Origin of the sequence: Pantoea sp. (assembly GCF_028283705.1) — a bacterium.
GTDB lineage: Bacteria > Pseudomonadota > Gammaproteobacteria > Enterobacterales > Enterobacteriaceae > Pantoea.
Genome location: NZ_JAPWKD010000008.1, coordinates 84,842 through 101,105, shown reverse-complemented (window position 1 = coordinate 101,105; position 16,264 = coordinate 84,842). Strand labels below are relative to the sequence as shown.

At 50.6% G+C, this 16,264-nt stretch carries 13 protein-coding genes and 2 pseudogenes; 2 read left to right on the top strand and 13 right to left on the bottom strand.

All coding sequences use genetic code 11. The features are described from left to right. Nucleotides 1-41: 41 nt before the first annotated feature. The 3 genes from PW844_RS05925 to PW844_RS05915 form a co-directional block, all read right to left on the bottom strand. Nucleotides 42-392, bottom strand: a complete 351-nt coding sequence (locus tag PW844_RS05925) for a hypothetical protein (RefSeq protein WP_299449474.1) — start codon at nucleotides 390-392, stop codon at nucleotides 42-44. A gap of 150 nt (nucleotides 393-542) precedes the next feature. Continuing rightward, a complete protein-coding gene (locus PW844_RS05920; protein WP_299449471.1) occupies nucleotides 543-1,073 on the bottom strand; it encodes an SMI1/KNR4 family protein in 531 nt (176 codons plus the stop codon). A 133-nt stretch (nucleotides 1,074-1,206) separates the two neighbouring features. After that, nucleotides 1,207-1,521, bottom strand: coding sequence for a DNA/RNA non-specific endonuclease (locus PW844_RS05915; RefSeq protein WP_299449469.1), 315 nt, complete (start codon nucleotides 1,519-1,521; stop codon nucleotides 1,207-1,209). A gap of 343 nt (nucleotides 1,522-1,864) precedes the next feature. On the opposite strand from PW844_RS05915, the gene PW844_RS05910 reads away from it, so the two are divergent. Then, nucleotides 1,865-1,969, top strand: a complete 105-nt coding sequence (locus PW844_RS05910; protein WP_299449467.1) for a SymE family type I addiction module toxin — start codon at nucleotides 1,865-1,867, stop codon at nucleotides 1,967-1,969. Between the two features lie 50 nt (nucleotides 1,970-2,019). Here PW844_RS05910 and PW844_RS05905 read toward each other — a convergent pair whose 3' ends face one another. Next, nucleotides 2,020-2,298 carry a hypothetical protein gene (locus PW844_RS05905; protein WP_299449466.1) on the bottom strand — a complete coding sequence of 93 codons (279 nt, stop codon included), beginning with the start codon at nucleotides 2,296-2,298 and terminating at the stop codon, nucleotides 2,020-2,022. 1 nt (nucleotide 2,299) lies between these two features. Next, nucleotides 2,300-3,424: pseudogene (locus tag PW844_RS05900) on the bottom strand (RHS repeat-associated core domain-containing protein); the annotation flags it as partial. A 28-nt stretch (nucleotides 3,425-3,452) separates the two neighbouring features. Between PW844_RS05900 and PW844_RS05895 the strand changes: the two are divergent. Then, nucleotides 3,453-3,644, top strand: a pseudogene (locus PW844_RS05895) (SymE family type I addiction module toxin); the annotation flags it as partial. 58 nt (nucleotides 3,645-3,702) lie between these two features. Here the strand turns inward: PW844_RS05895 and PW844_RS05890 are convergent. From PW844_RS05890 to PW844_RS05855, 8 genes are all read right to left on the bottom strand, one after another. Next, nucleotides 3,703-4,110 (bottom strand): SMI1/KNR4 family protein, encoded by a 408-nt coding sequence (locus PW844_RS05890; RefSeq protein ID WP_299449464.1) that lies wholly within the window; start codon nucleotides 4,108-4,110, stop codon nucleotides 3,703-3,705. 20 nt (nucleotides 4,111-4,130) lie between these two features. After that, complete coding sequence (locus tag PW844_RS05885) at nucleotides 4,131-8,480, bottom strand: RHS repeat-associated core domain-containing protein (protein WP_299449462.1); 4,350 nt, start codon at nucleotides 8,478-8,480, stop codon at nucleotides 4,131-4,133. Nucleotides 8,481-8,483: 3 nt separating this feature from the next. After that, entirely contained in the window at nucleotides 8,484-8,924 is a 441-nt protein-coding gene (locus PW844_RS05880) for a DcrB-related protein (protein ID WP_299449460.1), read from the bottom strand. Nucleotides 8,925-9,903: 979 nt separating this feature from the next. Beyond that, nucleotides 9,904-10,350, bottom strand: coding sequence for a hypothetical protein (locus PW844_RS05875; protein ID WP_299449458.1), 447 nt, complete (start codon nucleotides 10,348-10,350; stop codon nucleotides 9,904-9,906). 178 nt (nucleotides 10,351-10,528) lie between these two features. Further along, on the bottom strand, nucleotides 10,529-11,152 hold the full coding sequence (locus tag PW844_RS05870; protein WP_299449456.1) for a hypothetical protein: 624 nt from the start codon (nucleotides 11,150-11,152) through the stop codon (nucleotides 10,529-10,531). Nucleotides 11,153-11,458: 306 nt separating this feature from the next. Continuing rightward, a complete protein-coding gene (locus PW844_RS05865; protein WP_299449454.1) occupies nucleotides 11,459-12,244 on the bottom strand; it encodes a hypothetical protein in 786 nt (261 codons plus the stop codon). 2 nt (nucleotides 12,245-12,246) lie between these two features. Next, nucleotides 12,247-14,808 carry a type VI secretion system Vgr family protein gene (locus PW844_RS05860; RefSeq protein WP_299449452.1) on the bottom strand — a complete coding sequence of 854 codons (2,562 nt, stop codon included), beginning with the start codon at nucleotides 14,806-14,808 and terminating at the stop codon, nucleotides 12,247-12,249. A 17-nt stretch (nucleotides 14,809-14,825) separates the two neighbouring features. Then, on the bottom strand, nucleotides 14,826-16,262 hold the full coding sequence (locus PW844_RS05855) for a serine/threonine-protein kinase (protein WP_299449449.1): 1,437 nt from the start codon (nucleotides 16,260-16,262) through the stop codon (nucleotides 14,826-14,828). Nucleotides 16,263-16,264 lie beyond the last annotated feature (2 nt).

The window sequence follows — 16,264 nt, the reverse complement described above, 5'->3', positions numbered from 1 at the left end:
TAAAATAGAAAGCCGGAAGGATCGTCAAGATCGCCTCCGACTTATTTATATATACCTTTATTTTCAGCTTTTTCTATAAATATATCTTGCAGACTTCCCTGAATTTCATCATCTTTATAGGTCACAATAAAATCACCATCAATATTATCAGAGTAATGAGACCCATCCAGAGTACCTAATATTACCGAAGCGCTATCAGCGATCGCGAGATCAATAAATTTAAATATATATTTCCTTTCTGCCAGACTTAAATTAGCCAGAGCATTTCTTGCTTTACCATAGGTATCAGTATCATTATTTACTGGTTTGCTTAGAGACTGCTTATAACGCTCTGAGTTATCTTCAAATAACTCTTTGAAGATAGCATTAACTACTTGTTCATCAAGATTCATATATGCATTTTTATCTTATTTCAGAGTGCATTATTCTATTCAATCACCTGAGTAGCTTTCTCTCGATTGGATGATTGCCACCTAACCTTAAAAAAAACATTAAATAAAACCAGAAATGCATCGAATCTATTTCTGATTTTATTAATTAAATTATATTTTATCAAATGTGATTTTCTTATAAGGAAATGCATCAGGAAAAGAAGCTGGCTTTATTTTTTTATCTAAAACCCCTAATAATAACGATGTAATTTTTTCATTGAAATATTCAACATCAGGTGATCTTGACGCAATTATGGCCGTCCCCCACTCATCACTTTTTTCAGCGTCAAATACTACCCAAAACAAGTAATCACCATTATCAGTAATACCTACTGGTAAAAGCCCTCCCTTATTCGGATATAAGTTATACTTATAATAACTTGAATCTTCATTAATTAGATAATTAAAATCTTCTAATATTAATTTTTTTTGCTCAAAAAAGTTAATGTCTTCGTTTTTTGTAAACGGATTTAGAATCGCAATGAAATCAGCTATTCTTCCAGTACCGTAGGACTCAATGAATTCAATATAATCCGTGGGGAATGTGATTTGACCATCAATCAAAGGCCATGTTTCTCCTGCACCATTTTCGTTTTGTGAATGAGGAGGAATTAGAATATTTTTCAAATGAGATATTGTCATACTATTACATTCCAGGAGGGTTAAGAAGAGTCAAGCTTTCAAAGAAGCCACCACTACCTTCAGCATTAATCGTAATCCCTGCCGGGATTCTTGAAGGGCCTTTATAAATTGGCGTTACAGCCACATCAACTGTCTATCCACGTTCCAATGCCTTCCTTATACGTCCTATAACACTACTCATATCAGGAGTATTTACTGGGCGATGCTGGATGGTAACAAGATTTCGTACATCATCACCAGATCCCCCTAATTGCCTTCCCAGCAAATGTCCACGCGCGCGGTTGGAACCTGCTCCAGTTATAAACCTTGGTGGCTGAATGGCCGGATTTGCATGAGTGCCTTTATTTATATCACTTGCATTCAATCTTGCGCTGACACCCGTTGGGCGTCCCAAGTGGTCCAACTCGCCATAGTGGATATTACATCTACTCAATCCCCACGGATCCACCCACCCCAGCGCATTCGGCGTATACGCATACAGGTTCAGCCCCCCCGCCAGCCCTATCGGGTCATAGGGACGATTCCGGTGCCGTCATACTCTTTAGCGGGGTTAACCTGCTGATGTCATTATCTTTTCATGGGCGGCCTTTTCCGCATTCAGCCGCCCGTTAACACGCAGACCCCGACGCGCACTTTTGCCCCGCGTACGCTGCATCCCCGCTTTAACCGCTAACCACAGGCAACTACGGAGGAGTTGATTATGGCTGAGCACGATCTAAGTCAGTACGGGGAATATCCAAAAAGCAGTGGCGCATTATCGTTGACTAGCGCCCGATGGTGATATGCCGCAGATGAGCATCGCGGAAAAATGGCTGGTTGAGGCGGGGTTTGAGACCGGCCAGCCGGTCACCGTCAGGGTGGAGGCGGGTTGTCTCACCCTGACGGCGGGCGGCTGAAGTAAAAAAGCCGGAAGGATCATTCAGATCGCTTCCGGCTTATTTAGGCATCAGGCATCATTTTCAGCATATTTGATCAAGCGCAGACACTGATCTTTAACTGACGGTTCCTGATCCAGATTTGATAACCAACCTTCTAAAAACTCATTAGCCAAGAATATCTCTAAAAAATATTCTGCATTTATTTTTGCTGCTTCATCCGGCACGCCCCCCTCATCAGGTTCTGTTGCAACAATGGCCTCTGAGTCAGGACTCCATGGCTTCTTCACATAGATAGTATTTTCATCGTCTAAGCTATCCAGCTGTTTTATAACATCATTCAAGGTCATCTCATTTCCCCCATAGGGCATATCCGCCGTAACCATCAGGATGTAATACTTTCCAGAACTCACTTCCTGGAGTGTGCTGAGAACGAGGAACTAATCGCATAGATCCTTCATCAAGTTCGTGGTGCCAAGTCCAGCCTTCCGGTGGTTTTCTCGGAGCCAGCCCTGTAGGTGTGCGTTCCAGATTAATACCCAACTCTTTCATATTATTAGCAAAGGTCTTATCTGACTCCATTGCTTTTAATAAAGATTCGTTTGCTTCCTGGAAATGTCGGCCGCGTGAGACGCCAGGATAAGATGTTTTAGCAAGTTTCATTTCATAGGCTGTGGAATAAGCATTAGCCTCTTTGCTACTACATCTATTCAACCCCAGCGGATCTATCCAGCTGAACGCATTCGGCGCATACGCATGCAGGTTCAGCCCCCCTGCCAGTCCTATCGGGTCCTGCTGCGTAAACCGTCCGCTGTCCGGATCGTAATACCGGAACAGATTGTAGTGCAGTCCTGTTTCCCGGTCCAGGTACTGGCCCTGCATCCGCAGGTTCTGCGCGAAACCGGGGGTCTGGAGGGACGACTCACGCAGCAGTTTGCCCCACGCACCGTTCACCCCTTCCCAGCTGATGCGCCCTTCACGGTCCGTCAGCCGCTCCGGCATGCCGTTTGCTGCACAGTGGAACCAGAATATTTCCGGGTTCTCCGTGCCGTCGATACGCGCCAGCGGTTCAAAGCTCTGCGCCCCGCTGTATACATAAGTCAGCGGCACGTCATCCTGAATCTCCTGCAACAGGCGGAACCCTTCCCAGACGAAGCGCGTGGTCACCGCCTTCCCGACCGGCCTCCCCTGCACCAGCGGCTGCCGCGTTTTGCTGATGCGGCGGCCCAGCGGGTCATACTGAAAACTCACCCGCACTGGTGGCCGGTTGCGGTCGTACGGTTCGCTCAGTACCTCCGTCAGACGATGTTCACCGTCGTAACGGTAGCGCCAGCGCACCTGCCCGTTGTCCTTCTCCGTGGTGCGGCCATGCACGTCATACTGCCAGCGGATGCCGTTCAGCTGCGTCACCCGGTTGTGCGACACCGCACCGGCATGGCGCTCCAGCGGGTTTCCCGCTGCGTCCCACCGCCACTGACCATAACAACCAGGTAAGGTAGTTATCATGGCTGGCCACGATGGTAAGGCAGAACAGAAGAGTTCCAAAACGGAACGGCGCTGCATTGTGGGCTATCGCCCAAAGGGCGGTGACCGCAGCACGCCGCAGGTCAGTATCGCGGGCAAGTGGCTGGCTGAAGCGGGGTTTGAGACCGGTCAGGCGGTTACCGTCCGGGTGGAGGCGGGTTGTCTTACCCTGACGGTAGGCGGCTAAAATAAAAAGCCGGAGGAATCACTGATTCGCCTCCGGCTTTTTATCAAAGATAAGCTTTTATTCTTTTCTCTATATATTCAATAAAATTTTGTGCATACAGTTCATTTTTATTACCCAATTCAAGGTAGACTTGATTACTACCATCTATTTTAAAATAAAACTCCTCACCGAAATCCGTATTAGATAAAACAATCTTCCCCAATGAGATATTATTTGTGGAGATGATATTCTGATAGGTAATATCGCCACCAATGGCCTCATCAAAAGGCACGCAATAAATACTATAGATCTCTTCACCACTAATTTCACCACCACCATAAGTATTCAGAAACCATTTGTAATCATCTGGTAACTGAACACCCAAAGCTTTCTCGGTTTTCTGGATCCACTCCACAGATGGAGCATCTTCTGAGGTTCCGAAGTTACAAACATCTTCATGATTATCGATCAATTTAATTAGTTCATTCCTGTTCATTGATATTCGCTCGCTCTGAAAGCCCAGTAATCTTCACGCCAGGCATTAAATACGGTTCTATTTATTCCTGAAGGAATCGTATTTGGATTAATATGAATAATTCCATGATTAACTTTATGGAATGTCTGACTCATTTCTGCAATTGGCCCATCCTGAGACTGAAGCATATGATGCAAGTTAACTGCTTTACCATCATATCCAACAGGAGCACGACCAGTTGCCATCCGTTCAATATTTGTCCCTTTGAATACTTTTCCTTTGTCACGCCAAGTTGTCATGAGGTTTGGATCAAACAAATCATCGCGTTGATAAACCTTATTACCTTTAAAATCAATAGGGTTATCTTTCCAAAATTCTCTATCTGGTGAGCATTTGCTAAGCCCTAATGGATCCACCCACCCCAGCGCATTCGGTGCATACTGATAGAGGTTAATCCCCCCCGCCAGCCCTATCGGGTCCTGCTGCGTAAACCGTCCGCTGTCCGGATCGTAATACCGGAACAGATTGTAGTGCAGTCCTGTTTCCCGGTCCAGGTACTGGCCCTGCATCCGCAGGTTCTGTGCGAAACCGGGGGTCTGGAGGGACGACTCACGCAGCAGTTTGCCCCACGCACCGTTCACCCCTTCCCAGCTGATGCGCCCTTCACGGTCCGTCAGCCGCTCCGGCATGCCGTTTGCTGCACAGTGGAACCAGAATATTTCCGGGTTCTCCGTGCCGTCGATACGCGCCAGCGGCTCAAAGCTCTGCGCCCCGCTGTACACATACGTCAGCGGCACGTCATCCTGAATCTCCTGCAACAGGCGGAACCCTTCCCAGACGAAGCGCGTGGTCACCGCCTTCCCGACCGGCCTGCCCTGCACCAGCGGCTGCCGCGTTTTGCTGATACGGCGGCCCAGCGGGTCATACTGAAAACTCACCCGCACTGGTGGCCGGTTGCGGTCGTACGGTTCGCTCAGTACCTCCGTCAGACGATGTTCACCGTCGTAACGGTAGCGCCAGCGCACCTGCCCGTTGTCCTTCTCCGTGGTGCGGCCATGCACGTCATACTGCCAGCGGATGCCGTTCAGCTGCGTCACCCGGTTATGCGGCACCGCACCGGCATGGCGCTCCAGCGGATTCCCCGCCGCGTCCCAGCGCCACTGACCATTCCCCGGCTGCACACCCTCCTGCCCCAGCAGGCGGCCCGCGCTGTCATACTGCCACAGCGTCTGGCTGAACGGGTTGTCGTCCCGTTCTTCGCGGATAAGGTTGTTGCGGTAGTCAAAATCGCGACGGCGTGACCAGCAGCGCGGGGCCGGACGCTGCGCATCGCCGTTAAACACATCCTTTTTCACCAGACGGCCCAGGCGGTCATACTCAGTACGCGTCGTCAGCCCGCCCTGGCTGCGGCTCAGCTCCCGGTGCAGCGTGTCGCGGGTGAATTCGCTCACCGTCAGGCTGTCCAGCGCGATGCTCAGCAGATGCCCGCTGCCGTAGTACAGCTGCTTCAGCTGACGTCCGTCCGGCAGCGTCAGCGCGGTGCAGTTGCCCAGCGCATCATACTGCCATGTCAGACGCCCCTGTCCGCCCTGTTCCTCCGTCACCCGCCCCAGCGCATCGTAGCGGAAGGTGATTTCCTGCTCCGCCTCGCGGCTCCAGGCCGTGTCCGACAGCGGCAGATGCCGGGTGATGCGGGCCAGCAGCCCCTCCGGCGTGTAGCGGTAGCGCGTCTGGCCTTCCGGGGTGGTACGGTCCACCAGCTGCCCCGCCGGACTCCAGCTGAACCGGTGCGTGATGGCAGCCGGGTGCCCGGCGGCAAAAGTACGCGAGCGCGTCTGCCCCGCCGCATCGTACTCATAACGCGTCGCCACGCCATCCAGGCCAATCTCAGCCAGCAGCAGCGAGTCCGCCCCCCACTCAAAGTGATAACTTTCGCCGTTTTCATTGGTCAGCGCCGTCATGCGGCTGCGGCTGTCCCAGCTGCGCTGCACTTCCTCGCCCTGCGCGTTGCGCGTGGCGATCAGGCGTCCCTGGTCATCATAGCGAAACAGGCTACGCTGGCCGTCGGCGGCGTGCCAGGCAACAGGTAATCCTTCTTCGTTCCAGCTCAGGTTTTCTTCCCAGCCTTCCGCGCGCTCCAGTCGTTGCGGGCGACCGGCGGCATCGTATTCATAGTGCGTCTCTTCACCGTCCGGGGTGATGACACAGCTAAGCCAGCCCCGCGCATGGTAGCGGTAACGCGTGGTCCGCCCCGAACAGTCCGTCTCGCGGATCACCTGCCCGGCATCGTTATAACCCCGGTGGTAAATATTACCCGCCGCGTCCTGCTCCTCCGTCACCAGCCCGTATTCATCACGCCGGTAAAACGTGCTCTGACCCAGCGCATCCACCACCCGTTCCAGCCCGTGATGGCTGTCGTAAAAATACTGCGTCACGCTGCCGCCCGGCGCGGTGACCGCCACCGGCAATGCGCGATGTGGCAGCCACTGCACCGCCTGTGCGCCGCCGTCCGCATCCTGTTCCTCCACGCGGTTACCGTAGTCATCATAGGTAAAGCTCACCGCATAGCCGAGCGGGTCAATACGCCGCGTCAGTAGCTCGTGTTCATTCCACTCATAGCGCCATTTTTCGCCGCGCTCATCGATAAAACAGGTTATCAGGCCCTGTGCATTCCAGTGGTGTTCCCGCTGCTGTCCATCATAGGTTGAGACACGAGTGATCCCGGCGGACAGATCGTAATGCATGCGGCAGCCGTCACCGCTGCTGCTGCGGGTTTCCACCACGCGCCAGTGGTCGAACTTTTCCCAGCGATATTCATTTTCCGCACCGCCCGCCAGCTGATGCCAGACCATCAACCCGTCTGCGTTGTAGCGGAACCGACGGGTGACCACGCCCGCCGCATCGGTGACGTCAGCCAGCTGCCCCTGTGCATCATATGTCCAGCGCATCAGCGGCCAGTGCCGTTCACCATCAAAGTGATGTGCCGAGGTGACCCGCTGCGGATGACGTGGATCGTCATAATGCAGCGCCACATCAATCGCCAGCGGCTCATCGTGGATGCGCACCAGACGCCCCTGCGCATCCCACCCCGTTTCCAGCGCGTTACCATACTCATCGCTCAGTGAAGCCAGCCGCAGCTGCTGCGGGTCTGCCGCCGTCGGTTTGTACAACCGCCAGACGGCACCATCATCGTCGGCAATGGCGATATCACCCTGCGCATTCCGGCGGATCATCAGCCCTTCGCTGATGCTGTAAAGCACCGCCTGATCTCCGGGCAGAGTAAACGTCAGCTCGCGGCCGGAGTCATCGAACCAGGTAGCCTGTTCCCCTTCCAGCATCAGGTAGCTGTCAAACACCGTGGCCCAGCCGGTGCCAAACAGTCCGGCGCGCTGCGTCAGGCTGTTGTAGCTGCGCTGCCAGCGCAGTGGGAAGTGTCCCGGCAGGACGAAGTCGCGCTCGGCGTCGTCGTTCAGGACTTTAACGCCCGTGGCGGCGTGCACCGGATGAAGTGAAGAGAACACGGCGTTGATCGCCATGTCCGCCAGCATACCGCCGCCGGCCATCGCCAGCGCACAGGGCATATTTTTCAGGATCTGCGACGGACGACCACGGATCAGCGAAAGCCCGATCATTGCCAGCGCCAGACCGGGTTGTTTGCCGCTTTTGATATCGCGTACCGTCAGCGTCTCACCGCCGATGATGACATCAGGCGAGACGTCATCGCTGATGGTGGCTTCGCAGGTGGTGCGGTCTTTGGCCCGCACGGCAGGCTGGCCGTTGATAAAGACGCTTTTGGAGCCTTCCGCCAGAAACTGTGGGCCGCTGTGCTTTTCACACAGCACTTTGTCCTGCATCAGCGGCGAGGTACCCGCAGCGGCAGACGCCACACCGGGCTGCCACATGGCGCTGCCGAACTGCTCTGCCGCCGCCAGCAGCATACCGCCGTAATCGGCAAAGCTGGCGGGGGACTGCGGTTCCGGCGCGGGGGTATCGCCGGACGTCAGGGTCCCGGCAGCACGTGCAGCGGCGAGGCCGTTGATGATCACATCGTCTGAGCCACTGATGATCACCCCGGACGGGGATGGCGGGAACAGAAAGTTGCCGATTTCGTCCGCGCCTGCGCTGATTTTGCTGCTCAGTCCGGTGGCATTGGCGGCCACACCCGCCACAATCCCGCTCAGCAGGCAGCTGCTGCCAAGCGCAGTCAGTGCCCCGATACCAAGGACCGGACCGGCAAAGGTGGCCGCCCCCGCGACCATTGCCCCCATTGCCGCATAGGTCACGCCCTCCGCGACGATGCTGGTGATATCCGCCAGGATGCTGGAATGAATGATCTCATCGCCCTGCCGGGCTGCGCGGTTATCCATGCCTTATGCTTTCCGTGGGTTATGTAACGCCAGGCTCTGCCGGAATGCGTTCCAGCGTCCAGTATCCTCTTCGCTGAAGGGCCGAAGGGCGGAGAGGGTAAAAACCATCAGGGTACGGGTTCCGGGTACTTCGGCGGCCAGTTGCTTTTGCCATAGTGCCTGACCATTGCGTTCATAAGCGGTTTCCACTTCAATGGCGTGCAGGGCATGGTCTGCGCCAGCGGTGACATGCGCAAAGGTACTCTGATGGATTTCCCCCATCTGCTGACGCAGCGCGTCCCATTGATGCTGAAACTCCTGTTCAAAGTCGCTGCCTTCCGGGATAGGACCACGGCTGACAATCAGCGCAAGGCCACTGGCCTCATCACGCAGGATATTCATGGTGGTATCCTGCCAGGCAGCCGGAAACAGGGAAAACGCGCCCTCATTGAATTGGTAGTGCATGTTGGTTATCCGTTCTGGGGGTTTAAATCGGGGTGTAGAGGCGAGAGGTTTCGCCATATTTTCGCTGCGAGTTGCTAAAAGTGGTTGGATTAATTCTTAGCCTGTACGATTCAGCGTTTCGAAAGATTGCGGAGTGGGGAGAAATAAAAACACATACCCCAATCATAGATACGTATCAAATCTCATTTACTCATCCTTGTGTGAATTGCAGATAACATTTTATTTTTTAATAATGTAAAAATTACCACTATTCGAATCCGCATCCGTCATTAGCGAATGATCTTTTCGATTAACTTTGAAGGTAAAAAGATGGACAGATGTTTCTGGATCACCACCGCAAATGGCATAGCGCTTATCTTCTCTTACATCTACGATAAAAAATCTTTATCTGAGGTTTCATCATGGTTATACGCCAGGCATTGGTCACGTAACGGTGATAACTGATGGTCTCTGATTGCCTGATGCACCACTAAAATAGCGAAATCTTCATTGCTTTTTATTGTTTCGTCCGACACTGCTGTGTGAGGGTAAATATAAAAACACATCATTACACTAGCAAGGATGCCGGGATGCCGGGATGTCTTTGCATATCAGATACCGTTTTCATCAGGATTCAATACCAACATGATACGACTCACTTTATCGTTGCTGATCTGAAAAGAAAGGCGTATTCCATCACCATCGTAGTAAAGCCAGTGCCGATTATCACTATTATCCACTTTACCCTGGTCATACTTTTCAATCACCATCCGCTGAGAATCACCAACCGAGATGCCTCGGGATGTCAGAAAACCTGGCTTATCAAGCACGATCTGGGAGATGATATAACTATCGATATCACGATGCTCTTTCTGCCAAAAAATATTTGCCGTGTAAACTTCAAAACCATCATAATTATGTTGGTAGTATTTGTAATAGTTTTCACCAGTTGGTATATCTCCAATGAAAGTCTCGCTAATTTGAGTGCCAGCTCTTTTTCTTACTTGTTCATCCCATTTTTCAGTGAAATGCGTTGCTTATTAAGAATAACGGTAACATCTGAAGCTTTCGCTACCGGTTTGATTTTTGTTGGATATGGGAAGTCATAATCAGGTGCAATTCCCTGATGCGTTTCTCTCAACCGATTCTTTTCTACCCACCCACTTATCTGTTCATTGTTCCGGGCAAAATACATAACCCGGTAGAAATCTTCATATTCAATATAAGCGATGAGTGAGTCACCCGGGATGACAAAAACATGGTCAATTAAACATTTTCTGTCAGGTGCAGAATAAAATTGCAACCGACCTTCGCCGCCTACTCTGTAGATGTTTTGAGTGTTGCTAAAGCGAGCACCCTGAGAAATCGCATTCTTATCTAAATTCTGGCAAGAATCATTAGCGGACACGATAAACGGAATGAAAAGAAAAAATATTAACAATCTCATTTCTCACTCCCTGAAATGAAAATATAAAAACACCCATCATCATAATTAGAACCACTTACATCTGAATTTAATGACTGGTGATTCCCTGTAAGCATCTTTTTACTTCTGTTGAAATCAGGGCAGCATTGCATATTGAATAACAGCCCAACTCTGACTGCACAGATCGGAAGTGAAAAAATCACTCCCAATGTCCATCCTGCTCAACCAGTACTTTAGCTCCCTGAGAGACTTTTAACTTTAGCGGTTCAAAATTAATTGAATATTCAATATTATCATTTTTAAATAACATACCGTCAATTTTACCTGACGCAGAATTATCAATAGTATGTCCAGCGAGAACAATTTGTCTTTGGTCACTATTTCTCATTCCGTAGTATTTCACATCAGAACATGAAGCAAAAAAATCCCCACAATTGTTAACAAGGATGATAATAAAAGATTGAGTTTTAAAACTCCTTGCTTTCTGCATCGCTATCTTTTTAACATCCTGCCTATCTAACTCATAATTTTCAGGAGCATAAAAATCACCATTTTGTGGTTCTTTGATAAGATGCCACAAAAGTTTTTCACCATTTAATGTTAATTCAGCCTTGCCATTCCTCCCTCCAAAGCTTGAATCAAACTCTATTATTGCTTTACTATTTCCTACATCACCTCTAAGATTATTCTCACCTTCATCCGGACAGTCAATTCTATTCCCACCTCTCGTAACATAACAATAAACCCCGGTCAACCTATCACCTGACTGTCTTATTTTAAGAGTCAATACTGAATAAGAAGAACCGTCTTCATTATTAATCACGCCACTCCACTGACCTGATAGATTTCCCGAAGATGAAACAGATACAGGCTGAACCGAGAGCATTACAAATAAAAAAATTAAAAACCTCCTTGCTAAAGACTGCCTCACTATTAGCATATCTTAATTAACACCTCAGGAAGAATAGTTAATTGTGAAATATTACAACCCCCATATAAAACAATTAAGTCATAGATTAAAAATCGATTCTCTTAGTGAATTTATATATGATACCCTCCAGTACAATACATACATCAAAATTTTCTATTCAAGGCAGATAGCATTTTAACTAACCACCTTGAAACCATTTCATTTTAGCAATGGCTTGTCCATCCATATCCCATCTTCACTTAACACCATTTTATTGTTTACAATCACTGATAGATTATTAATGAGAGCATTGACAATATAAATAGCATCATGGTTATGAAATTTATAGCTCAAGATTGGGCATACTTTTTCCCTACATTCACTCCGAGTCGCCTTTCCAGTTAATCTGAGCACGGCTCCATCCGATTTTCTGATTCCTTCATAGGCGACATCATTACAGTTCTCATTATCGGGAGGACATAATGCAGTAAGTTTCACCCGAAATCTCTTAGTTTCAAAGTATCTATCTGTCGTGTTAACTCGACCCACTACTGAATAATCATCAGTAATAGCCGTGTTTTTAAAACGTACTGACCATACTTTGATATCTTTTTGCATATCCGTGGTGGCATCATCATTACTACGATAATTTACCTTACTATCATTTGGAACTATCCAGCCAACATAAATCTTACCATTAGGCTGTATAACAAATGCCGACGCCTGCTCAAGGTATAAGTCCTTCAACCAGCCTTCGACAAAAATGCCCCCCTCATCTGTCTTATGTGGTTGCCCAAACACATCAAAATTTTCACTAAATATGGCATAATCTGTCCCTAATAATAATTTCAAGCCAGAAACTACCTTTGCATCGCTAAAGATATTTGAAACTGTTTCAAGAGTTTCATAACTGGAAAAATCTTGCTCTGCTTTTGCGCGACTGACAACACCAAAAAAAATTAATAAAGAAATTAAAAAAACAAAAAACCTAACAGTTAACTTCATTTTTATTCACCTGAAAACTTCGAGAATTCCGCTGCTTCTCTAACATAACGCTTACTCAGCCCATTAGAATAGTATTCCCACCAGTTATATTTAACACCATTTTTCGTAGTTGTACCCGAACCATATATAACTTTATCATAATTGAGGCGAGCTTTAACGAGGTCAGACTGAAAATCAGATGGAGTCATATTTTCAATATAATCAATGGATTGTTTAGTAAGCTTAGAAGATTTGACAATATTGCCACTGCTCATTGAATTAAGTATAGCCTGCGCCCCCCCACGTCCTCTCATATGAGTTAGTGAAATTATAGCGGCCCTCTTTCCAGGATCGGTAAAGTTCAGAGCCCCAGCATGTTTGGCTTCTTGATTCATGTGTTTTGCAACCACCTTAAACTCCTCATCACTCCCCAAACCATATTTTTTTCTAGCAGCTACCACTTCATCATAAGCCGGCCCAAAACCTCTACGAAACCCGTATACTTCAGGGATTCCTCCCTGCTCGCCTGAGACTCCTTCAGATTTCATGATTGAACGAATCATATTATCTGAAAGTTTATTACTTTTTGCCACCTGAGCTTTTTGTATAACAGCAGCCGATGGTTGGCTTAAGACCACGTTTGATTTTACTTCCCCCTTACCCCCCTTTTTTGCCGGGAATAGATTCGTCACCGCCTCCGTAATATTCTGCTTATGGCTACTTCCCGGCGCACCTGTTCCGGGCTGTGCACCTGCGGTATTCAGGTTAAGTTTGCCGCCCGATGTGGTGATATTTCCGTCACCCTGCACGAAGAGATTAAACCCTTTGCCGACGATATTGATCTGCCCATTGGCGTTCAGTTCTATCGCACTTTCACCGCATTCCAGCCGCAATTTTGTGCCTGACCCCAGCACATAAGTTTCTACCGCCGCATCGATTTTTCCTTTGCCGGTCAGCAGTTCTTCACCACCTTTCACGCCGTGTACACGGTTGGTTTCAACCCGATATAACTCATTAACGCCGACGTAGTGGCTGTGGTTTTTGGCGACAGTATGGGTGGCGTCATTTTTGACGTTGGTATCCATATTCTTTTGCGCCTGAATCCACAGCTGTTCCTCGCCTGCCTTGTCCTCAAAGCGCAGCGCATTGGCGGTATCTGCGGTGCCGTCTTTGGTCCGGCTGAGGAAGCCCATCTGGGTTGCCGCCGCTGGCAGCGCCCACGGTGGCATGCTCGCCTCGTTATAAACACGACCAATGATCAGTGGGCGGTCCGGATCGCCGTTGATGAAATCCACCACTACTTCATCACCCACGCGCGGGATTTGTACCCCGCCGAATCCCTGTCCTGCCCAGGCGCTGGAAACGCGCACCCAGCACGAGCTGGTGTCGTCCCCTTTTGCCAGCCGGTCCCAGTGGAACTTCACCTTGACGCGACCATAGCGATCGGTCCAGATCGATTCGCCTTTTGGTCCCACCACCTTCGCCGTCTGCGGACCGTGCGTTTTCGGCCATGCCGTGAGCGGCGGCGTGCGGTAAGTGATGGATGCCGGAAGCACAGTAAAACGAATGTTGTGCGTGGTGGTCACATCCCCGCTGGCGTAGCTGTTTTCCTCGAAAGAATATTCGGCTGTTACTGTCAGATATTTGCCGTTGTCGCTGAAGTGCGGCGCATTGAGCAGACCGAAGGTGTAGCCCGGTGCAATACCCGTCGCCGTCCCCACCCCGCTTATGCTGTGGTGCTCCACCTCCCATACTTCCTGGCGGATGCGGGTGTAAAACTCGCCGTGGCTGTGATCCACAAAGTGCCCCGGCCAATCATAAACATCCACGGAGCCGGGACTCGGTGCTACCGGATTCTGGCGCGCCTGCAACATCCAGGCGTTTGGTTTGCGGAAGTCATAATCGTCGGTGCTGTACATCCCCGGCGTCACGCTCTCCTCAAGGGACCACTGGCTGATGCCCTCTTCCGTTACGCTGCCGCCCGACGGCGCAACGTGATAAGGGATGGTTTCATAACCACTGAACGGCTGATGCTGATCCGCTGCATCGCACAGTACCAGGGTGTGCTTATCAGCCTCATGGCGGAACCAGTAGTAAATACCTTCCAGTTCCATCAAACGGCTGATGAAGTCATAGCTGCTTTCCTGGTACTGCACACAATAGTCCCAGACCCGATAGCTGCTGCTGAGTCGCGATTCCACGTTGACGCTGTACTCCTTCAACAGCGTCTGCACAATTTGCGGCACCGTCTGACTCTGGAAGATACGCAGGTTACGATCGCGCCTCATTGGCCACAGGTCCGGCTCCACTTTCAACACATAGACCGCGTAGCGAGTGCCGTTCAGCTCTTCATTGCGTACCGCTACGCGGGTGATTTTGCCGTTGATATAGCGCGTACTCAACAGATGCTCTGTCGGTAGCGTAAAGGTGACCGGTTTTCCCAGCAGAGACTGACGATCGATGCGCGCATCGGTGGAAAGCAGCTCCGCGTCAAGAACAAATGATTCCGAGAGGGCTTCAGACCCGTTGAGTTTCCAGAACAGCAAGCCCTCCATGGGCAGCTGAACGGTTATGCGTGAAAACATAAGCAAATCCCTTGTAGTTAGCTATGAGGATCGAGCAGCCAGACGCCTTCATCACCGATGGTCAGCGTCTGTTCACGTGCGCCATGCTGGCTGTGAATGGAGAATGTGTAATGACCCGGTGCAAGTTGCAATGCGGCGAAGCCATTGGCAGCCGGTACCAGCGCCTGTTGTTTACCATTCACCTGCACCTGTTCACCCGGCTGTAACCTGATATATACCTGCGCGACCGGCGCAGGCGGCGGTGCCGGTTGTGGTTCTGCTGGAGCAGAGGATTGTTGCTGGACCGCAGGTGCCGCGCTGGCAACAGCAACCGGGGCAGACTCCGGCTGAGGCTGTGACTGAGCCTGCACATCATCATCCCCACCACCCGCCACCAGCAGGCCAACACATAGCCCCAGCACCACACCTGCCGCCACCAATCCCGGTAGCGCGAAACGATGACGCAGCAAGGCTTTAACCGGCGAAAGAGGTACCGCGTCTTCCTCTACTTCCTCAACCGGTACCAGCATGGTCCCTGGCCCACTGACGTTGGCGGCGAGCGGGATCTCTGTGGTGCTTTCCGGCAATGCCATCAGTTCAGCGAAGGCATCGATACTTTGCGGACGGTCTTCCGCTTTCAGCGCCAGAGCCGCATCGACAGCGTTGAGCAGCGCCGGGGAGAATCCTGCCGGACGACGCTGGGCCAGCGGTTGGTAGTTATCTTCGATGCTACGCACCACGCTTACCGGCGGTGGCGCGCCAGTGATCAGCGTATGCAGCACTGCGCCCAGCGCGTAGATATCTGTCCAGGCCCCCTGCTCGCTTTCATCGTTGTCGCTGTACTGCTCAATCGGCGCATAACCTGGACGCAGCATTGTTTCGCTTTCGTCAGACAGGTTACTGATGGTCTTACGTGCCGAACCGAAATCCAGCAGCACCGGTTCGCCGTTACTCTGGATCTGGATGTTATCGAGCGAAATATCACGATGCAGATAGCCCGCATCATGAATGGTTTTAATTGCCCCCAGCAGGGGTGGCAGCAGACGACGGATCCATGCTTCATCAATCTGTTGTGGATTGCGCGCACGCACGATGGAGAGCGTGGTACCGCTGTAAAACACAGTGCCCATATAGGCCGTGTCGTTTTGTACCCAGAAGCGCAGCACATGCAGCAGGTTAGGATGGTTGAAACGCGCCAGCAACCTGGCTTCCTGGATAAAACTGTTCAAACCCGCAGCGAACGTTTTGCTAAAACGCTCGCTGCGCAGTACCAGATTCAGCCCTTCGCTGCGCACCGCCAGCGAGGCAGGCATAAATTCTTTAATCGCGATGTCACGTTCCAGCTGATGATCCCAGGCGCGATAGACAATGCCAAAGCCGCCACCGCCGATGACTTCCTTAATTTCAAACTCATTGAATCGGTAACCCAGCGGTAATGCGTTGGGTACATTGAGGTGATTATCGTGTTCCGACATAG